Raw genomic sequence first — 17738 nt, 5'->3', positions numbered from 1 at the left:
TAGACCGGGTGGTGGCTGTGGCGTTACTCGCCCTGGAAGTCCGGGTCGCGGTCGGCGGAGAACGCGCTGACGCCCTCCATGAGGTCCTGCGTGTTCATCAGCTGGCCGAAGGACTGCGCTTCGACCTCGAGGCCGGCGTCGGTGTCGTCGCGGCCCGCGAGCATCGCGCGCTTCGTGTACTTCATGGCGATCGGCGGGCCGGCGGCGAGGTCGCGGGCGAGCTCCCACGCGCGGTCCTCGAACTCGTCGTTCTCGACGACCTCGTTGACGAAGCCGTAGTCGGCCATCGTCTCCGGCTCGAAGCGGTCGGCGGTGAAGATGATCTCCTTCGCGCGGCCCTCACCGACGATGTGCTTCAGGCGCTGCGTGCCGCCCCAGCCCGGGAGGAGGCCGAGGTCGTGCTCGGGCTGCCCGAGTTCGCTGCGCTCGGTGGCCAGCCGCATGTCGGCACAGGTCGCCAGCTCCATCCCGCCGCCGAGACAGTAGCCGTCGATGGCTGCGAGCACCGGCTCGTCGGCCGCCTCGAGCTTCCCGAACGTCTGCTGGCCCTTCCGGGAGAGCTCGACGGCGTCGATGGGGTCGGCGTTACCGGCCATCGAGGTGACGTCGGCGCCCGCGGAGAACGCCTGGTCGCCGGCGCCCGTCAGGAGGATGGCGCGAACGTCCTCGTCGTCACCGAGCACGTCGATGGCGGCCGACAGGTCGTCCAGCAGCTCGCCGCTGATGGTGTTCATTCGGTGCGGACGGTCGAGTTCGACGTGGCCGACGTTGCCGTCGACAGAGACGCTGACGGCGTCGAAGTCGTGGCCGTCACCGGCTTCCTCCTCGTCGCCGCTGCCGTGGAACGTCTCGCCGGCCTCGGCCATCTCGGCGAGGGTGTCGGCGGGCTCGTAGCGGGGGTGGCTGCTGGCCTCGTGGGCGTCGGTGAGCGTCTCGTGGAGGTGCGCGATACCGGCCGAGTCGGCCATCTTCGCGGGGCCCTCGGGGTAGCCGGCGCCGAGCATCACGGCCTCGTCGATCTCGGCGGGGTCGGCGACGTCGCCGCCGACGAGCTTCGCGACCTCGTTTGCCATCACGGCGGTGAGGCGGTCGGCGACGTCCTCGCGAATCTGGTCGGTCGGGACGTCGGCGCCCTCGCCGTCCTCGCCGTAGTCGTAGAAGCCGGCGCCCGTCTTCTTCCCGAGGGCTTCGGCTTCGACCTTCTCGACGAGCAGCGGGCAGGGCTCGTACGCCTCGCCGAGCACGCTCTCCATGTAGTCGAGGACGTCGTGGGAGACGTCGATGCCGACCTGGTCGGCGAGCTCGAAGGCGCCCATCGGGAGGCCGATGTCGTACTTCGTCGTGGAGTCGACTTCGGCGATGGTCGCCTCGTCGTCGTGGACGAGCCACGCCGCCTCGTTCAGGAGCGGGACGAGGATGCGGTTCACGACGAAGCCCGGGGAGTCCTTGCGGACGCGCACCGGCGTCTTCCCGAAGTCCTCGGCGAGGGCTTCGGTGAGGTCCAGCACCTCGTCGTCGGTGTACTCGCCGGAGATGACCTCGACGAGCTGCATCCGCACCGGCGGATTGAAGAAGTGCATCCCGCAGAAGCGCTCGGGACGCTCCGTGACCTCCGAGAGGTCCGTGATGGAGAGACTGGACGTGTTCGTCGCGAACACGGCGTCCTCGGGCGCGTACTCCTCGAGCTCCGTGTAGACGTCCTGTTTGATCTCCATCTTCTCCGGGACCGCCTCGACGACGAAGTCGACGTCCGCGACGGCCTCCTCGAAGTCGACGTACGTCGTCACGCGGTCGAGGGCCGCGTCGGCCTCGTCCTCGCCGAGCTGGTCGTTCTCGGCGAGCTTCCCGAGCGACCACTCGATCTGGTCGTAACCGTTCTGCACGAACTCTTCTTTGATGTCCCGGAGGTGTACGTCGTAGCCGGCGATGGCCGCGACTTCCGCGATGCCGTGGCCCATGTTGCCGGCGCCGAGCACTGCGATGGTGTCGATGTCGTCTACGTCCATGCCACAGTGGTCACCGGCTGCCCCGTTGAAGCTTTCCCTCTCGGCACGTGTAAACGTTCCACGAGTTGTCCACCGTGGAAAGCGTCCGGGTGCTCGGCGGCACTCGCGGCGGGCTTCTAGTGACGGAACTGGACACCAGTTCACGCGCGAGGGAGCCGGAGCCGTGCCGGGAGCGCACCACGTAAGCCACCGGCGCGACACACCACGTCCATGAGCGACCCACACGACCACCTGCGCGACGACCCCTCCCTCGGACCGCTCGTCGACGAGCACGGCGAACTCGCGCTCGACCCCCACGACGACCCGTTCGAGCGCCTCGTCGTCGCCATCGTCCGCCAGCAGGTGTCGATGGACGCTGCCGCCGCCATCCGCGAGCGCCTCTTCGACGCTGTCGACGTGACCCCCGAGGGAATCGCCGCCGCCGACTCCGAGGTGCTCCGCGAGGCGGGGCTGTCGAGTCAGAAGACCGACTACGTCCGGAACGTCGCCGAGGCGTTCCGCGAGCACGGCTACGACCACGACTACTTCGCAGAGCTTAGCGACGACGACGTGCGAGCCGAACTCACCGCCATCACGGGCGTCGGCGGCTGGACCGCCGACATGTTCCTCCTGTTCGCGCTCGGCCGCGAGGACGTGTTCCCGGTCGGCGACCTCGGCATCCGAAAGGGCATGGAGGAACTGTTCGGCGAGGACACGACCCGGGCAGAGATGCGCGACCTCGCCGCCGACCGCTGGCAGCCCTACCGGTCGTACGCCTCGCTGTACGTCTGGCGGGCGTACGAAGGGTGAGACTACGGGTCTGCCGGGGACTGACTACTACTCCTCTTCTTCTTCGTCCGTCTGGTCTTCACCGTCGACACGCCGCTGGACGTCCACCTGGTAGTGCTGGAGGATGTCCCGGCCGAGCAACAGCGAGTAGTCCATGTGCTCGCGGTCCTCCAGAGACGCCGCGACGGTGTGCCGGTCGCCGGCGACGCTCACGACGACGTCCACGACAGGCCGGGCTTTCCCCGACTTGACGCTCCCGGACCGGATCTTCGTCATCGACTTGATGGGGCCGGCGCCGATTTTCGCGGCGAGCCGGGTGTCCAGACTGGTGCGGGACGCCCCGGTGTCGGACTTGGCGACGACGCGCTCGGTGCCGCTGGTCCCCGAAATGAGCACGTCCTCGGTGTAGCCGACGACCGCCGGGTCGGTGCTCCGTGGCGACGACGGCGCACGCGCGGCCGCCTCGGGCGTCGAATCGTCCAGCGTCGCCGCGACCTGCTCGACGTCCGCGTCGGCCACCTCGCCGCCGGCCGTCTCGATGGCGAGCTTCGCGATGTACGGCGCCGGACTCACGCCGGTCGCCTCGAACAGCCCCTTGAACCCCGCAGTGGGGTTGACTTCGAGGAGGTGCCAGCCGTCGGCGCCCTCCACGAGGTCGACGCCGGCGTAGTCCAGTCCGAGGAGGTCGGCGGCCTCCAGCGCGGCCTCGGCGGCGGCGTCCGGCAGGTCGTCGACAGCCTCCACGGCGCCGCCGAGCGCGACGTTCGTCCGCCAGTCGTTGTCCGGCGCGTACCGCCGCATCGTCCCGATGATCTCGTCGTCCACCACGTACACCCGGAGGTCGCGGTGGCGCTCCTCGTCGCGGTCGATGAGCTCCTGGAGGAACGCGAACCGGTCGCCGACGCGCGCGTTCACCTGCTCGTCGGCGGAGATCTTCCACGTGCCGCCGCCGTGCGTGCCGATGGCGGTCTTGTAGACGACTTCGTCGCCGTACTTCGCCTTCTCGGCGTTCAGCCGGTCGGTGTCCAGCGCGAGCGTCGCGTCCGGCAACTGGACGCCCGTCCCCGCCAGCGTCGTCGCGGTGGCGAACTTGTGGAACGCCGTGAGCACGTTCTCCGGTCGGTTCAGCGTCGGCCGCAGTCGGCTAATGGAGAGCGCCAGCCCCAGCAGCTCCGCGGGCTGTTCGGTCTTCGACAGCAACAGCCGGTTGGCCACCACGTCCACGTCCGGGTCGAGGACCGCGCGGCCGTCCTCGATGTCCACAGCGAGGTTGTCCTCCCGCAGCCACACCCCGTGGTGGCCGAGGTCATCGACGGCGTTCACGATTGCTTTCGTCTCCTTGCTGTTGTGGAGGCTAAGTACGCCCACAGAGACAGAGTCGTCCATTGTTCCGACTACGCCCGGGTCCGGCAAAACGGTGCCGGTGGGACCACCCCCTTTTGTGTGTTCGCCGCCAACTCCGGGTAATGACTGACGGGGCGTTCACGTACGACGGCGGCCGGGTGGCGCCCGGCGAACGCGCGGACATCCGGTACAGCGTCAGCGAGACGTACCTCGGCGACCCCGTTCGCGTGCCCGTCTCCATCGTGAACGGCGACCACGACGGGCCGACCGTGTTCCTGACCGCCGCCATCCACGGCGACGAACTGAACGGCGTCGAGGTGGTCCGGGAGGTCGCCCACGACTGGCCGCACAGCAACCTCCACGGGACGCTCGTGTGTCTGCCGGTCGTGAACGTCCCCGGGTTCATGGCCCAGCAGCGCTACCTCCCCGTCTACGACCGCGACCTGAACCGGTCGTTCCCCGGCAAGGCCGGGTCGACAAGCGCGAAACGGATGGCCCACCGGCTCTTCCAGAACTTCGTCGAGCCCTGCGACCTCGGCGTCGACCTCCACACCTCCACCCGGGGGCGGACGAACATGCTGCACGTGCGCGCCGAGATGGACGACGACGACGACGACGTCGACCGGCTCGCGCGCTCGTTCGGGTCGAACGTCATCATCGACAGCGAGGGGTCCAGCGGGACCCTCCGCCGGGAAGCCACGCGCGCCGGCGTCCCGACAATCACCGTCGAAATGGGGGAAGCCCACCGGTTCCAGCGACGGCTCATCGACCGCGCGCTCGACGGCGTCGCCAGCGTGCTCGCGGAGTACGGCGTCTACCCCTCGGAGCCCGTCAACTGGCCGGGCTGGCGGACGGTCATCGAGAGCGAGGAGAAGACGTGGCTGCGCGCCGACGCCGGCGGCCTCGTGGAGATGCACGCCGACCAGGGCGACCTGGTGCGGGAGGGCGAGCGCGTCTGCACTATCACGAACCCCTTCAAGACCGAGTCGGTCGCGGTCGAGGCGCCGTTCACGGGGCTGCTCGTCGGTGCGCTGGAGAATCCGGTCGTCTACCCCGGGAATCCGCTCTGCCACCTCGTCGAACTCGACGACGGCACCCGGCGAGCAGTCGAACGGCAGCGCTCCGGGACGATGCCGGTGCGGCCGGACTGACTACGCGTCGCCACGGAACCGCTGCGCGGCGCGCCGGAACTCGGGATAGACGGCGTACTCTCGGTCGCAAACGCGGGCCGTCTCCGGCACTGCGACGCCGCGTTCGGGTGTGCAGACTGCCCAGTCCGTCTCCTTGTCGTAGTCGAAGTACGCCGCGAGTTCGACGCCCGCGTCCGCGAACAGCGCGAACGCGTCCGCGATCCACGCCGACTTCCGATCCGGGTCACTTCCGGTCGGAGCGGCCGACGAGCACCCGAACTCGGGGACTGCGAGGGGGCGGTCGCTGACACCACAGGCCGCTTCGAACGCCGGTATGAAAATCTCCGCGGGCGAGCGCCAGTCGCTCCACTCCCTGCTGGCGCCGAAGTTGTAGCCGTCCACGCCCACCCAGTCGACGCACTGGTCGCCTGGATAGTACGCAGTGAGGTCGGTGTCGTCGGCGGAGTCGGCGTTCGGGCACCACACCCACGACACGGCATCGGCGGGTGGTCCGTGAGCGTCGAACACGTCGCGAAGTGCCGTCCAGAAGTCGACGTACGCCGTCGGCGAGACGCCGGCACCCGCGCTCCACGGATACCAGGACCCGTTCATTTCGTGGGCCGGTCGCAGGAACAGCGAGCGGTCGTCGGGCGACGCCGCCACCCACGCGGCGAGGCTGTCGGCCCAATCGCGCGTAGTGCTCCCAGCACGTACCGCGTCGGCGAGCGACTCGCCACCCGACACGAGCGAGAACGGTTCCCACGTCACGAGCGGCGTGAAGCCAGCGTTCCACAGCGGTGTGAGCGTGTGGTCGACGAACGCACGTCGGTCGGCGCGCGAAGCACCCGCGCGCACGAACGTCACCGCGACATCCAGTGCGCCGCCGGCCCACGCGTCAAGCGCTTTCGCGTTCGCCACAGAGTTGTCTTCTCCGGGGAACACGCCGACCAGTCGTTCACTCATCGGAGACCGGGTCTTCCGTGGGGAGTGCGTCGGTGGGTGTCTCGCCGGGGCCGTCGCTGGGGTCCGTGTCGCTTGCCTCCTCGTGAGCTACTTTCTCCGTCACCTCGAAGGTGTCCGGCGGTGAGACCAAACCCCAGAGCGCGCCGATGGAGTGCAGGACGGTCGTGACGGGTGCGAGGACGAGCGTCGCGACTGTGAGCGGTAGCGACTGCCGGTGGACGAGCAGGCCAAGCACGATCCAGACGTACATCAGCGCCAGCAGTGATACCGCGAGCAACTGGTAGACGCCGAGGAACACAACGTCGACGCTAGAGAGCAGGGACACGACGGTAATCACGGGAATCAGGCCAGTCACGGACCACGAGAGGTCACGGATACCGTACATCAGAACGCGGTCTATCGAGAGCAGGTCGTTATCTTCGCGGGCGCCCGAAATCCACCGGCGGCGCTGGCGGAACATCGCCCGGAGGTTCGGCGGCGACTGGTTGGAGACAACGTCCGTGACGTACGCGTACGTCGCGTTCGCTTCGACGTGGGCGCGCCAGAGGAACACGGTGTCCTCGATGACCGTCGGGTAGTCCCACGTGATACGGTCTTCGAGTGACTTCCGTACGGCGAGACCGCCGCCCCACGCGTACAGCGGCACGGCCACGTCCGCAAACGCGCGTTGTTCGACCTGGAAGCCGATGCGGTTGATTTCCGCGAGGTGGCAGAGGAGACTCGTCGTCCGGCGCGGGCGCTCGGTGAGCTGGACCACGTCGGCGTCGGGGAGGCCGGAGAACTCCCGGAGGTGGCTGTCCTCGTCGAGGTAGAGAACGAATTCGCGGTCGCAGTCCACGTGGCGGCGCGCCCACTCCAGGGCGCGTCCTTTGTTCGTCGCGTCGCACTCGAAGTCCTCCGGAACCACGTGGACCGACGCGTCGGGCACATCCATCGGTGCCTCGGCGACGACGTGCCTGTCGTCGAGGGTCCCAGGAAGCGCCTCAACGGTGCGTCTGACGACGGTTTCGTTGTCGATAGTGAGAATGCGGACTTGCACGTCTGTCGGCCCGTAGACTGCCGGTGGCGGGCGGTAGCGGACACCGAACCCGAGTACTTCGTAGAGCCAGTAGAGACTCCCGGCGAGGTACAGCGCCATCACGACCCACAGCAATATCGACCCCGTGACAGCGACTAACTCCATCCCATGTCTCCTTCTGTTAGTGGTACCTAGATTACTCGTTCATTACCATATTGTAAACTATCCGATTGGTGACCATCGTTAACAATTAGTGCGGCGGCTGCTAGCACCACCAACTCGAAACGCCGCGAACGCCATCCGGTTCGGCGGCCGAGGACGCCGACTGTGTCGCCGAACGTGACGCCGCCAGCAGAAGCCGAGCGTGTAGTAACTTCTATGTGCGGCGGGTCCCGACGTTCACGTGGTATGAGCGAGTCGTACGACCGAGGCCTCGTCGAGGACTTCGGCCGGTGGACGGAGTTCTCGGCCGGCATGTGGGCCTGGGTGTTTCACAAGTTCACGGGGTGGGTTCTCGTCGGGTACCTGTTCACCCACATCTCGGTCCTGAGCACGTCGCTGCAGGGCGCACAGGCGTACAACAACACGCTGAGTGGGCTAGAGAGCCTCGCCGTGGTCCGCATCCTCGAGGTCGGACTGCTGGCGGTGGCCGTCTTCCACATCCTGAACGGCATCCGCCTGCTGTTCGTGGACCTCGGCGTCGGACTGGAGGCACAGGACAAGAGTTTCTACGCGTCGCTGGTGTTGACGGGCGTCATCGTCGTCGCCAGCGTTCCGACCTTCCTCACGGGGGCGTTCTAGCATGGCCGAACGATACTCCTCGTTCCGTTCGGGGTCGACGACGTGGCTGCTCCAGCGCCTGACGGCCGCGTTCCTGGTCGTGGTGCTGGCGTTCCACTTCTTCAATCTGCACTTCGTCACCCACGCCTACAACATCGAGTTCGCGGGCAGCCAGGCGCGGATGAGCGAAGTCGGCTACTACCTCACGATGGTGCTGTTCCTCGTGACGGCGACGTTCCACGGCGTCAACGGCGTCTACAACGCGCTGGTGAACCAGGGCATCGAGGGGAAGGCGAAGCGCGCCGCGCAGATCGTCCTCGGGCTGGCAGGACTGCTGCTGGTCGTGCAGGGCATTCGCGTGGCGAACACGCTCGCGGGGTTCTAACTCACTAATGAGCACGCAGACACCGGAGACCGAGACCGAGACCGAGACCGAGCCGGAGGCCGAGTCGGGGGCGTCGGCGGCACCCGACCACCAGCAGCGCCGGATGGACGAGAAGCGCGCTCGCGCCGAGGCCAGAGACGACGCCGCGGCGCAGGCCGCCACGGAGTTCGAGGGCGAGACAGTCGAACTGAAGGTGTTCCGTTACGACCCCGAAGTCGAGGGGAAAGAGGAGCCGCGGTTCGACTCGTTCACAGTTCCCTTCGAGAAGGGGATGACCGTCCTCGACGCGCTCATCTTCGCGCGCGACGAGTACGACTCCAGTCTGACCTTCCGGCACTCCTGCCGGCAGGCCGTCTGTGGGTCCGACGCCTTCTTCATCAACGGCAGCCAGCAGCTCGGCTGCCAGACGCAGATGGGCGACCTCGAGTGGCCCGTTCGCGTCGAGCCGCTCCCCCACCAAGACGTCGTGAAAGACCTCGTGGTGGAGATGGACCACTTCTACGACCAGATGGAGTCCGTCCAGCCGTTCTTCGACCCGGACGAGCTCCCGGACGGCGAGCTCGACGAGCAGCGCCAGAGCCGCGAGAACCGCGAGCACATCAAGCTCTCGACGCGCTGCATCTGGTGTGGCGCCTGCATGTCCTCGTGTAACATCGCCGCGGGCGACAACCAGTACCTCGGCCCGGCAGCCATCAACAAGGCCTACCGGTTCTACATGGACGAGCGCGAGGGCGAGCAGAAGCGACAGGAGCGCCTGGAGATCATCGAGCAGGAGCACGGCGTGTGGCGCTGCCAGACGCAGTTCTCCTGCACGGAGGTCTGTCCGAAGGACATCCCGCTGACAGAGCACATCCAGGAGCTCAAGCGAGAGGCAGTCAAGGAGAACCTGAAGTTCTGGTAACCTAGCATGTACGAGCACGACGTCATCGTGGTCGGCGGCGGCGGCGCGGGGCTCCGCGCGGCCATCGCCGCCCAGGAACAGGGCGCAGACGTAGCAATCGTCACGAAGCTCCACCCGGTCCGCAGCCACACCGGGGCGGCGGAGGGCGGCATCAACGCCGCGCTCCGCGACGGGGACTCGTGGGAGGACCACGCGTACGACACGATGAAGGGGTCGGACTACCTCGGCGACGCCCCGGCCATCGACACGTTCGCGAAAACCGCACCGGACGAGGTCATCCAGCTCGAGCACTGGGGGATGCCGTTCTCCCGGGAGGACGACGGCCGCGTGAGCCAGCGGCCGTTCGGCGGGCTGTCGTTCCCGCGGACGACGTACGCGGGGGCGGAGACCGGCCACCACATGCTCCACACGCTCTACGAGCAGGTCGTGAAACGGGGCATCGAGGTGTACGACGAGTGGTACGTGTCGAACCTCGCCGTCACCGACGAGGACGACCCGAACGATCGCGAGTGCCACGGCGTCGTGGCGTGGGACGTGCAGTCCGGCGAGATTGCGGGCTTCGAGGCGCGCGACGGCGTCATCCTCGCGACCGGTGGGCTCGGGCAGGCGTACGACCACACGACGAACGCCGTCGCGAACACCGGCGACGGCGTGGCGATGGCGTACCGCGCCGGCGTCCCCATCGAGGACATGGAGATGATCCAGTTCCACCCGACGACGCTGCCGTCGACGGGCGTCCTCATCAGCGAGGGCGTGCGCGGCGAGGGTGGCATCCTCTACAACGCGGAGGGCGAGCGGTTCATGTTCGAGTACGGGTACGCGACCAACGACGGCGAGCTCGCGTCTCGCGACGTCGTCTCCCGCGCCGAACTCACCGAAATCAACGAGGGGCGGGGTATCGACGACGAGTACGTCTACCTCGACATGCGCCACCTCGGCGAGGAGCGCATCACCGACCGCCTCGAGAACATCCTCCACCTGGCGGAGGACTTCGAGGGCGTCGACGGACTCGAGGAGCCGATGCCGGTCAAGCCCGGCCAGCACTACGCGATGGGCGGCGTCGAGACCAACGAGTTCGGCGAGACGTGCGTCGACGGCCTGTACGCCGCCGGCGAGTGCGCCTGCGTGAGCCTGCACGGCGCGAACCGCCTCGGCGGGAACGCGCTGCCGGAGCTCATCGTGTTCGGCGCGCTCGCGGGCCGGCACGCCGCCGGCGAGGACATGGGTGAGGCGCTCATCGAGACCGGGCCCAGCGAGGAGCTGGACCGCGAAGAGCTCGGCGTCCCGGTCGGGCTGCCGAGCGAACAGTCCGACACCGCAGAGCCGGCGGCCGACGGCGGCGAGCCGGTCGAGGACGTCGACACGCGGTCCTCGGAGGAAGTGGTCTCCGACGCGGAAGCCACCGAGGAGGAGCGCATCGAGACGCTGCTGGAGCGCGAGGACGGCGTGAACCACGCCGACGTGCGCGCCGACCTCCAGACGTCCATGACGGAGAACGTGAACGTCTTCCGCACCGAGGCCGGCCTCGAGCAGGCCCTCGAGGACATCCAGGAGGCCCGGGAGCGCTACCAGGACGTCTACGTCGCCGACAAGTCCCGGACGTTCAACACCGACCTCCAGCACACCATCGAGACGCGGAACCTGCTTGACGTCGCGGAGGCCATCACGATGGGCGCGCTCGCCCGCGACGAGTTCCGGGGCGCGCACTGGCGGAAGGAACACCAGGAGCGCAAGGACGACGAGTGGCTCAAGCACACGATGGTGTCGTGGAACGACGGCGACCCCGAGCTATGGTACCGGCCGGTCATCCTCGAGGGCCACGAGGAGACCTACGAGCCGAAGAACCGCTCGTACTGACGAGGTCCCGGCCGCAGCGACTCGCTCTTCTGTCGGTTCCGGCGACTACAGCCCGAGTGCGTCGACGACGTCGAATCCGAGGTCGAAGAAGTGGACCAGCTGGTAGCCCGCCCAGATGCCGACGATGCCCATGACGCCGGCGATTGTCGGGGGTGCCGGGACGGGGATGCGGAAGAACGCGAAGAATCCGCCGACGGCGAGGCCGGCGAGTGTTGCGAGCACGACGAACGTCGAGTTCATGCTCGCCGCGTAGTCGCCGGGCCGCAGAAAACCCCGCGATTTCGGCGGGCAAGCGCGTCACTGTCGCCGCTGGAGCCGACGCGCGTCAGTCCGACCGGTACTCCTTGCGGAAGCCCCGGAACTCCGTCCGGTGGGCTTCCTCGTCGCCGAGAATCGTGACCGCGAGGTCGGCCGTGACGGGGTCGTCGGCGTCCTCGGCGGCGCTGATGAGTGCGCGGTACGTCTCGATGGCGCCCTCCTCGGCGTCGAGGACGCCCTCGATGACCGAGAGGACGTCCGTGGAGTCCTCGGGCGGCTGCAGCGACTCCTGGTGGGCGACGAACTCCCCGGAGGCGGGCGGCACCTCGTCGAGTTGCTTGAGACGGTCGCCGAGCTGTTCGGCGTGGCCGAGCTCCTCCTGGACGTCTGCCTGCAGGCTCTCTTTGATCTCTTCGGCGCGCACGCCGTCGAGCACAATTGCGTTCGTCATGTAGTTCATGACGGTCTCGATCTCGTCTTGGTAGGCGGTCCGCAGCAGTTCGGTGACCTCGTCCTCACTCGTCATGCGTACACGGACGCCAGCGAGACGTATAGTGGTGTATGCGGGTGATTCGCCGGCTGTCGACGTACTGGCCGCATAACATTCCGTCGCTGGTTGCATCCACGTGAAGAGAACCGACATGCGCGAACAACTGGCCAGTCTCAGTGCGGCGACGACGGCCGAGGGACCGCCCGACCCCGGGCCCGAGGAGCTCGTCGACCTGGTGCCGCTGGCAGTGAACGCGGCGTGGTTCCTGCTGGGGTTCGGTGTGGTAGTGGTGCTCGGGTGGGTCGTCGTCGAGCCGCTCGTGGGTCGCGTCGTGCGTCGACGGAACCGCGACAATCCGACGATTCAGGAGGCCATCGCGCGGTACGTCCGGGTGCTGTTCGTGCTGGCTGGCACGGCCGTCGGCGCGTCCGTGGCCGGGTACGGCCAGCTCCTCTCGGACTCGGCGCTGGTCGTTGCCGCCGGCACGCTCGCCGTCGGCGTCGCCGCACAGACGGTGGTCGGGTCGATGGTGAGCGGACTCGTGCTCGTGTTCGACCCCGAGTTCAGCGTCGGGAGCTACATCGAGTTCGGGGCGTACGAGGGCACCGTGCAGTCCATCCAGCTGCGGGCGACGCGCGTGGAGACGCCGGGCGGGGAGCTCGTGACCGTGCCGAACACCGCGCTCACGAGCGAGGTCGTCGTGCGGCCGTACCGCCAGTCGTCCCGGCGACTCGTCGACCGCGTGAACGTCGACTTCGACGAGGCGCTGCCGGAAGTCCTCTCGCACGCCGCCGACACCGCTGCGAGCCTCGATAGAGTGGTCGCCGACCCCGAGCCCGCCGCCTACGTGGAGGAGCTCCGCGAGGACGCCGTCGTGGTCAGGGTCGACTACTGGGTCGACAGCCCCCGACCGGGGGACCTCCTCGAGACCCGGTCGGCGTTCAGAGCGGCCGTCAAGAGCCGACTGGCCGCCGAGGGGGTGTCGGTCAGCCCGCCAGCGACGCGCGAGCTCGGCGGCAGCCTGACCGTCCACCGCGAGGCAGAGTAGGAGCGGCCATCGCGCCCAGATTCGACCCCGTAACTAACCGGCTTCGGGGCGTCGTACTCGCATGGCGCTCACATCGGTGGCAGTACTCGGTGGCGTACCGCTCGCGTCGGCCGTCGACGGACTGACACCGCTGCTGGCGGGCGGCAACCTCATCGAACTCGCGATCCTGTTTCTCGTCCTCGCGGTGGTCGCCGCCATCTTCGGCGCGCGCGGCATCGCGGGGCTGAGTATGGACATCGCGAAGTGGCTGGTCATCATCTTCGTCGTGCTCGCGGTCGTGTCGTTCCTGCTGTGAGGGGGCCAGCGGAGGGGTCTCTCCACCCCGGAGCAAGCCCGATCGCGAGCGACACGCACAGCCCCTGATGTCCGGGAACCGTGAACGGCGGCCACCGCCTGCCGACAGCAGCAGCAGCGGCAGCGGTAGCGGGCGCTCAGTCCTCCTGTGCGACGTGGATGTGTTCTTTCGGCGCGCCGCAGTCGGGGCACGTCTCGGGGAAGCCCCCCTCGAGTGGCCCCATCTCGCCGCAGTCCTCGCAACGCCACATCAGGTAGCCCTCGCCGAAGTCCTTCCCGGGGACGTCCTCCGTGTCCGCGCTGTCCCGGTCGGGGTCCCGGCTCGCGTCCGCGGCGTGCCCGTCGACTTCGATGACGGCGACCTCGAAGCCGTCGTCGGTGACTTCGTCGACGATGCCGAGGACGCGGCCCTCGTGGTCGTGGACGGTGTCTCCTGACTCGATGTCGACCTGCGTGTGTGAATTGCTCATTGGTAGTGGGTTGGTGGCGTCTGTCGGTGGCTCAGAACGACTCCTGGCTGGCGAGGTCGTTCTCGTCGGGCGTCGACCCGCCGCGGTCGCTGTATCTCTGGCGGCCGACCGCCTCCGAGCCGACGAGGCTGTGGATGGCTCGCCGGACGTCGTCGGGGCCTTCGAACTCCTTGCCGCTCTCCCCCAGCAGCCCCAGGACCTCCGAGAGGACCTGTGAGCCGCCGGGCAGCCCGATCTCGAAGTCGCCGTGCTCCTCGACCAGTTCGGACGACGACACAGGGTAGTCGTGGGTCTCGAGTTCGTCGTCGAGGGCGCCGAGTTCGACGCCCTGCTCGCCGTTGCCCTCGCCGTCGGCGCCGCCGGCTACCACGTCATCTGATACCATGGCCCAGTGTACGCCGAGGCGCGGTAAACGCGTTGTGTCAGGATACAGGCCACCGCCAGTAGCGGGCGGTGAGTCGGCGTCGACCGGCCCCGGAAGGGTGAGCGGACGGACATACGGGCCGTCTCGTGGCCCGCAGTGGTCGCTGCGAGTCCCCGCGGAAGCCCGAAGTAAGGTGGCCAGGTGGCCCGCACACGGCAATTGACATCCTCCTCGCCCTTCAGCGCGGGGAGGATGTCAATGGGGTGGCTTGCCGGTGCAGGCCGGGGTGGGCGCGACCAGTTCTCGGAGGCGGTACTGCGAGTACGACGACCGTACTGGCGTGGACGGACGGCTAACAATACGCGCTCCCGGCGTCCGGGGTGGTGTGACTGGCACGCCACGTTCGAGACCGTCTGGTGACGCGACGGGCACGGGGGCGCGGGGAACGTTCGGTGACAGTGGGCCCGGTGCGGGCACGAGGTGCTAGCGTGGGAACCGTCGTCGCCGTCGAAGTCGAAGACGGCGTCGCGGTCGCGGCGAACACCGGTGCGGTCGCTGACGGAACCGCGATGGACGAGGGGGCCCGCCGACTGTTCGCGTTCGACGCCGCGGTCGTCGGCGCGGCCGGCGAGCAGGGCGACGTCGACGAGTTCAGCCGGCAAATCGACCGTGTCGTCCGCGACCTCGACGTCGGGAGCAGTCGCGACGCCGACGTGCGCTCGCTCGGCCGCCGGGTCGCCGACACCGCCGACGACCTCGGGGTCGAGGCAGCCGTGGCGGCCCGCGACGACGACGGCCGGGCGAGGCTCAGCCGGGTCGACGCGAGCGGGGCGAGCGCGCGGACAGACACCGTCGCGCTCGGCACGGGCGTGGAGCCCGCGCTCGGCCGCCTCGAATCCGCCGACCCCGGCGTAGACCTCGACGAGGCCGTCGCGCTCGCCCGGGAGGGCGTGCGCGCTGCGCGAGCCCGGGACCCCGAGACCGTCGGTGACATCGAGGTCGCAGAACTCCCGTCCCGCGAGTAAGCCGGCCGTACGGCACACATTCGGCGCGCATCTCCGAGCGCGACCCGGAGGCGACAGTGTGGCTGGCTCCGACAGCGAGGCGAGTGGCGCCCGAACGTCCGCCATGGGTAGGTCCGGCTCGCGGCATCCGGGACAGGCTACCTCGATCGCCCCATCGCGTACGCCCGGACGCTGCTGGAGTGAGTCAGTCTCCGCGCAGTGCAGCCATCGTCGCGACGCGCTCCTCCAGGAGCGCCTCGGAGCCGACGTCGCGGCGGGCGCGCAGGCCGTCGGGGAGATCGGTCAGCGCGGCGTCGGCGGTCTCGTTGGCCTCGGCGAGCGTGTCGCCGGTGCCGACGACGGCGAACGACCGCGACGTGGTGGTGTAGAGACCGTCCTCTCGGGCGTCGACGCTCGCGTAGAACAGTCGCGCGTCGCCCACCGATTCCTCGTCGACGGTGATTCGGGTGCCGCCCTCCGGGTCGGTCGGGTAGCCGTCGGGGACGGCGTACTTGCAGACGGTCGCCGTCTCCGAAAAGGAGAGGTCGGGCAGCGGGTCGTCGTCGCGGGCGGCGACGAGCACGTCCAGCAGCGGCGTCTCCATCGCCGGCAGCGTGTTCATCGCCTCGGGGTCGCCGAACCGGGCGTTGAACTCCACGACCTTTGGGCCGTCGGCCGTCAGCATGAACTGGCCGTAGAGGACGCCGCGGTAGTCCTCGAGGCCCTCCACGACCGCTTCGATGGTGTCGACGGCGGCCGCGTAGTCGTCCTCGGTGACGAACGACAGGAGTTTGCCGGGCCCGGCCACGCTGCCCATGCCGCCCGTGTTCGGGCCTTCGTCGCCCTCGTAGGCCCGGCCGTGGTCGTGCGCGACGGGCGTGACGCGCACGTCGCCGTTCGCGACGAGGGCCTGCACCGTGATTTCGACACCTTCCAGTCGCTCCTCGACGACCCACTCGTCGTGGCCGCTCTCCCGGACGTACTCGGCGGCCTCGGCCTTCGACATCTGGTCACCGGTAACGCGAACTCCCTTCCCGCCGGTGAGGCCGGCGGGCTTCACGGCGACGTGGCCCTCGACTGACTCGACGTAGTCGGCGGCCGCCCCGGGGTCGTCGAACGCCGCGAAGTCGGCCTGCCCGGGGACGTCGTGGTCGGCCATGAACTGCCGCTGGAACGGCTTGTCCGTCTCGATGCGCGCGTCGGCCTGCTTCGGGCCGAACGCGTAGATGCCGGCGTCCTCGAGGGCGTCGACGACGCCGGCCGCGAGCGGCGACTCGGGGCCGACGACCACGAGCGTCGCGTCGATGGATTCGGCGTGGTCGACGACCGCGCCGGGGTCGGTGGTGTCGAGTTCGGTGAAGCCGTCGGCGAGCGCGTCGATGCCGGGGTTGCGGTTGCCGGCCGCGGCGTACAGTTCGCAGTCCGGCGCGAGCGCGTCGGCGATGGCGTGCTCTCGACCGCCGCCGCCGAGCAGGAGGACGCGTTCCGTCATACCACCACCGAGTGAGCAAGAGAGTGTAAACGTTGTCCTTCCACAGCTCCCTAGTAACCACGTACGTGATTACTGGGGCGCGTCGACGCCACGCTCGTACCAGAACGCGACGACGGCCGGCACCGTCGGCGCGACGAACTCCGGCGGCACGCCGACAGGTGTCCCGCAGTCAGTACACGTCCCGGTGTACGTCAGCGGCACCAGCTCGGTGTCGAGCGTACTGGGCGCCACGTCGACGCAGCCGTCGCAGACCGGACACACCCCGGCCGCGACGCGCTCGGCGGTCTGTCGCCCCAGCAGGGACGCGACCCGGGCGAGGTCGTCGGGGTCGCGGTCGGCGCCCGGCGGCTGCATGAACGACCGCGGGAAGACGTGGTCGCTCCCGCAGGCCACCGCCACCATCCCCTCGTCGTACGAGACGGAAAGGGGCTCGCCGCAGGCCGGGCAGTCCGAACCCACGGGTGCCGGGTCGCCGACCGCCGGGTCCTCGAAGCCCGCGACGGCGAGCGCGGCGAGCCGGACTCCCCGTGGCGTCAGTGCGTAGCCGTCTCCCGCCTGCTGGACGAACCGGCCGTCGAACTTCCCCAGGTGGTAGTTGAAGTTCCCCGAGTCCGCCACGCCAGCGCGCTCCCGCAGGTCGGAGAACGACAGCGCTGGGTCGCCGGGGTGGTCGCGCTGGTGGGCGGCCAGCGCGCGCAGCACGTCGGCTCGCGTCTCCTCGGCGAGCACCTCGAAGGCGTCCATGGTCGCCAGTCCAACGACCAGACGCATCAGCGTTGTTCCTGTAACGCGGTGCTGGAAGCACTGAAGCTCCCCGCCGTCCAGCACTCGGGCATGTCCACCGCGCTCTCCAGACTCCGCCCGCTCCGGCAACCCGACTCGACGCGACTCCGCGCCGGCTGGCGGGCCGTCCTCCCCGTATTCGCGCTGCTCGTCGCCGCCTCGGCAGTCGGCGCCGCCGCCCGGGGCGTCCCGATGCCGTACCGGGCGACGGTCGTCCAGCTGCCTGTGGCAGCCGTCACCGTCGCCGTCTTCGTCGGCTGGCTGCTGCTGGCCGTCCCCCTCACACTCGCGTGGGCTGGTGCGCGCCACGGCCTCGCCGTCGACGACCGAATCGGCCGCCGGTGACGCCGCGACGCCGGGGTTTACCCGGACGCACCCCCTAC

The 17738-nt window shown here is 69.0% G+C and carries 20 protein-coding genes; 10 read left to right on the top strand and 10 right to left on the bottom strand.

Annotation, left to right across the window (positions count from 1 at the left end; translation table 11 throughout):
• Nucleotides 1-23: 23 nt before the first annotated feature.
• Nucleotides 24-2006 carry a 3-hydroxyacyl-CoA dehydrogenase/enoyl-CoA hydratase family protein gene (locus tag LT971_RS07350; RefSeq protein ID WP_237006200.1) on the bottom strand — a complete coding sequence of 661 codons (1983 nt, stop codon included), beginning with the start codon at nucleotides 2004-2006 and terminating at the stop codon, nucleotides 24-26.
• Nucleotides 2007-2216: 210 nt separating this feature from the next.
• Between LT971_RS07350 and LT971_RS07345 the strand changes: the two genes are divergently transcribed.
• Nucleotides 2217-2795: a DNA-3-methyladenine glycosylase family protein gene (locus tag LT971_RS07345; protein WP_237006199.1), complete on the top strand. Its 579-nt coding sequence runs from the start codon at nucleotides 2217-2219 to the stop codon at nucleotides 2793-2795.
• A gap of 27 nt (nucleotides 2796-2822) precedes the next feature.
• Here LT971_RS07345 and LT971_RS07340 read toward each other — a convergent pair whose 3' ends face one another.
• Complete coding sequence (locus LT971_RS07340; RefSeq protein WP_237006198.1) at nucleotides 2823-4160, bottom strand: ATP-grasp domain-containing protein; 1338 nt, start codon at nucleotides 4158-4160, stop codon at nucleotides 2823-2825.
• Between the two features lie 80 nt (nucleotides 4161-4240).
• On the opposite strand from LT971_RS07340, the gene LT971_RS07335 reads away from it, so the two are divergent.
• Nucleotides 4241-5269: a succinylglutamate desuccinylase/aspartoacylase family protein gene (locus LT971_RS07335; RefSeq protein ID WP_237006197.1), complete on the top strand. Its 1029-nt coding sequence runs from the start codon at nucleotides 4241-4243 to the stop codon at nucleotides 5267-5269.
• On the opposite strand, the gene LT971_RS07330 is transcribed toward LT971_RS07335, so the two are convergent.
• Both LT971_RS07330 and LT971_RS07325 read right to left on the bottom strand, forming a co-directional pair.
• The gene (locus LT971_RS07330; protein ID WP_237006196.1) at nucleotides 5270-6211 is read right to left on the bottom strand and encodes a glycoside hydrolase family 26 protein; all 942 of its coding nucleotides are present in this window, start codon (nucleotides 6209-6211) and stop codon (nucleotides 5270-5272) included.
• Nucleotides 6204-7394 (bottom strand): glycosyltransferase family 2 protein, encoded by a 1191-nt coding sequence (locus LT971_RS07325; RefSeq protein ID WP_237006195.1) that lies wholly within the window; start codon nucleotides 7392-7394, stop codon nucleotides 6204-6206. The genes LT971_RS07330 and LT971_RS07325 overlap by 8 nt, the downstream gene beginning before the upstream one ends.
• Nucleotides 7395-7637: 243 nt before the next feature.
• Between LT971_RS07325 and sdhC the strand changes: the two genes are divergently transcribed.
• Genes sdhC through LT971_RS07305 form a run of 4 tightly spaced genes read left to right on the top strand, consistent with a single transcriptional unit; the run spans nucleotide 7638 to nucleotide 11152 of the window.
• Entirely contained in the window at nucleotides 7638-8030 is a 393-nt protein-coding gene (sdhC, locus tag LT971_RS07320; RefSeq protein WP_237006194.1) for a succinate dehydrogenase, cytochrome b556 subunit, read from the top strand.
• Between the two features lies 1 nt (nucleotide 8031).
• Nucleotides 8032-8394 carry a succinate dehydrogenase hydrophobic membrane anchor subunit gene (locus tag LT971_RS07315; protein ID WP_237006193.1) on the top strand — a complete coding sequence of 121 codons (363 nt, stop codon included), beginning with the start codon at nucleotides 8032-8034 and terminating at the stop codon, nucleotides 8392-8394.
• Between the two features lie 7 nt (nucleotides 8395-8401).
• Nucleotides 8402-9295: a succinate dehydrogenase/fumarate reductase iron-sulfur subunit gene (locus tag LT971_RS07310; protein ID WP_237006192.1), complete on the top strand. Its 894-nt coding sequence runs from the start codon at nucleotides 8402-8404 to the stop codon at nucleotides 9293-9295.
• A 6-nt stretch (nucleotides 9296-9301) separates the two neighbouring features.
• On the top strand, nucleotides 9302-11152 hold the full coding sequence (locus tag LT971_RS07305; RefSeq protein ID WP_237006191.1) for an FAD-binding protein: 1851 nt from the start codon (nucleotides 9302-9304) through the stop codon (nucleotides 11150-11152).
• A gap of 45 nt (nucleotides 11153-11197) precedes the next feature.
• Here the strand turns inward: LT971_RS07305 and LT971_RS07300 are convergent, their stop codons facing one another.
• Together LT971_RS07300 and LT971_RS07295 are read right to left on the bottom strand one after the other, a co-directional pair.
• Nucleotides 11198-11392, bottom strand: a complete 195-nt coding sequence (locus LT971_RS07300) for a XapX domain-containing protein (protein WP_237006190.1) — start codon at nucleotides 11390-11392, stop codon at nucleotides 11198-11200.
• 85 nt (nucleotides 11393-11477) lie between these two features.
• Nucleotides 11478-11936 carry a ferritin-like domain-containing protein gene (locus LT971_RS07295; protein ID WP_237006189.1) on the bottom strand — a complete coding sequence of 153 codons (459 nt, stop codon included), beginning with the start codon at nucleotides 11934-11936 and terminating at the stop codon, nucleotides 11478-11480.
• 115 nt (nucleotides 11937-12051) lie between these two features.
• Here LT971_RS07295 and LT971_RS07290 point away from each other — a divergent pair, with 115 nt between their 5' ends.
• Both LT971_RS07290 and LT971_RS07285 read left to right on the top strand, forming a co-directional pair.
• Entirely contained in the window at nucleotides 12052-12948 is an 897-nt protein-coding gene (locus LT971_RS07290) for a mechanosensitive ion channel family protein (RefSeq protein WP_237006188.1), read from the top strand.
• A 61-nt stretch (nucleotides 12949-13009) separates the two neighbouring features.
• A complete protein-coding gene (locus LT971_RS07285; RefSeq protein WP_237006187.1) occupies nucleotides 13010-13243 on the top strand; it encodes a DUF1328 domain-containing protein in 234 nt (77 codons plus the stop codon).
• Between the two features lie 136 nt (nucleotides 13244-13379).
• Here the strand turns inward: LT971_RS07285 and LT971_RS07280 are convergent, their stop codons facing one another.
• Together LT971_RS07280 and LT971_RS07275 are read right to left on the bottom strand one after the other, a co-directional pair.
• On the bottom strand, nucleotides 13380-13712 hold the full coding sequence (locus tag LT971_RS07280) for a DUF7130 family rubredoxin-like protein (RefSeq protein WP_237006186.1): 333 nt from the start codon (nucleotides 13710-13712) through the stop codon (nucleotides 13380-13382).
• A 31-nt stretch (nucleotides 13713-13743) separates the two neighbouring features.
• Nucleotides 13744-14097: a DUF5789 family protein gene (locus LT971_RS07275; protein WP_237006185.1), complete on the bottom strand. Its 354-nt coding sequence runs from the start codon at nucleotides 14095-14097 to the stop codon at nucleotides 13744-13746.
• Nucleotides 14098-14564: 467 nt separating this feature from the next.
• Here LT971_RS07275 and LT971_RS07270 point away from each other — a divergent pair, with 467 nt between their 5' ends.
• Entirely contained in the window at nucleotides 14565-15101 is a 537-nt protein-coding gene (locus LT971_RS07270; RefSeq protein WP_237006184.1) for an Ntn hydrolase family protein, read from the top strand.
• Between the two features lie 184 nt (nucleotides 15102-15285).
• On the opposite strand, the gene purD is transcribed toward LT971_RS07270, so the two are convergent.
• On the bottom strand, nucleotides 15286-16572 hold the full coding sequence (purD, locus tag LT971_RS07265) for a phosphoribosylamine--glycine ligase (protein ID WP_237006183.1): 1287 nt from the start codon (nucleotides 16570-16572) through the stop codon (nucleotides 15286-15288).
• A gap of 69 nt (nucleotides 16573-16641) precedes the next feature.
• Nucleotides 16642-17316: a winged helix-turn-helix domain-containing protein gene (locus LT971_RS07260; protein ID WP_237006182.1), complete on the bottom strand. Its 675-nt coding sequence runs from the start codon at nucleotides 17314-17316 to the stop codon at nucleotides 16642-16644.
• A 90-nt stretch (nucleotides 17317-17406) separates the two neighbouring features.
• On the opposite strand from LT971_RS07260, the gene LT971_RS07255 reads away from it, so the two are divergent.
• Nucleotides 17407-17700 (top strand): hypothetical protein, encoded by a 294-nt coding sequence (locus LT971_RS07255; RefSeq protein ID WP_237006181.1) that lies wholly within the window; start codon nucleotides 17407-17409, stop codon nucleotides 17698-17700.
• Nucleotides 17701-17738 lie beyond the last annotated feature (38 nt).

Origin of the sequence: Halobacterium rubrum (genome assembly GCF_021729015.1) — an archaeon.
GTDB lineage: Archaea > Halobacteriota > Halobacteria > Halobacteriales > Halobacteriaceae > Halobacterium > Halobacterium rubrum.
Note: the sequence above shows the minus strand (reverse complement) of the source record. Positions and strands in the feature narration are given on the sequence as shown.

Coding starts and splice junctions, on each gene's coding strand:
- LT971_RS07330 (WP_237006196.1), bottom strand. CDS start 6,211: ATGAGTGAACGACTGGTCGGCGTGTTCCCCGGAGAAGACAACTCTGTG.
- LT971_RS07335 (WP_237006197.1), top strand. CDS start 4,241: ATGACTGACGGGGCGTTCACGTACGACGGCGGCCGGGTGGCGCCCGGC.
- LT971_RS07295 (WP_237006189.1), bottom strand. CDS start 11,936: ATGACGAGTGAGGACGAGGTCACCGAACTGCTGCGGACCGCCTACCAA.
- LT971_RS07260 (WP_237006182.1), bottom strand. CDS start 17,316: ATGGACGCCTTCGAGGTGCTCGCCGAGGAGACGCGAGCCGACGTGCTG.
- LT971_RS07275 (WP_237006185.1), bottom strand. CDS start 14,097: ATGGTATCAGATGACGTGGTAGCCGGCGGCGCCGACGGCGAGGGCAAC.
- LT971_RS07340 (WP_237006198.1), bottom strand. CDS start 4,160: ATGGACGACTCTGTCTCTGTGGGCGTACTTAGCCTCCACAACAGCAAG.
- purD (WP_237006183.1), bottom strand. CDS start 16,572: ATGACGGAACGCGTCCTCCTGCTCGGCGGCGGCGGTCGAGAGCACGCC.
- LT971_RS07255 (WP_237006181.1), top strand. CDS start 17,407: ATGTCCACCGCGCTCTCCAGACTCCGCCCGCTCCGGCAACCCGACTCG.
- sdhC (WP_237006194.1), top strand. CDS start 7,638: ATGAGCGAGTCGTACGACCGAGGCCTCGTCGAGGACTTCGGCCGGTGG.
- LT971_RS07345 (WP_237006199.1), top strand. CDS start 2,217: ATGAGCGACCCACACGACCACCTGCGCGACGACCCCTCCCTCGGACCG.
- LT971_RS07280 (WP_237006186.1), bottom strand. CDS start 13,712: ATGAGCAATTCACACACGCAGGTCGACATCGAGTCAGGAGACACCGTC.
- LT971_RS07325 (WP_237006195.1), bottom strand. CDS start 7,394: ATGGAGTTAGTCGCTGTCACGGGGTCGATATTGCTGTGGGTCGTGATG.
- LT971_RS07285 (WP_237006187.1), top strand. CDS start 13,010: ATGGCGCTCACATCGGTGGCAGTACTCGGTGGCGTACCGCTCGCGTCG.
- LT971_RS07290 (WP_237006188.1), top strand. CDS start 12,052: ATGCGCGAACAACTGGCCAGTCTCAGTGCGGCGACGACGGCCGAGGGA.
- LT971_RS07300 (WP_237006190.1), bottom strand. CDS start 11,392: ATGAACTCGACGTTCGTCGTGCTCGCAACACTCGCCGGCCTCGCCGTC.
- LT971_RS07305 (WP_237006191.1), top strand. CDS start 9,302: ATGTACGAGCACGACGTCATCGTGGTCGGCGGCGGCGGCGCGGGGCTC.
- LT971_RS07350 (WP_237006200.1), bottom strand. CDS start 2,006: ATGGACGTAGACGACATCGACACCATCGCAGTGCTCGGCGCCGGCAAC.
- LT971_RS07310 (WP_237006192.1), top strand. CDS start 8,402: ATGAGCACGCAGACACCGGAGACCGAGACCGAGACCGAGACCGAGCCG.
- LT971_RS07315 (WP_237006193.1), top strand. CDS start 8,032: ATGGCCGAACGATACTCCTCGTTCCGTTCGGGGTCGACGACGTGGCTG.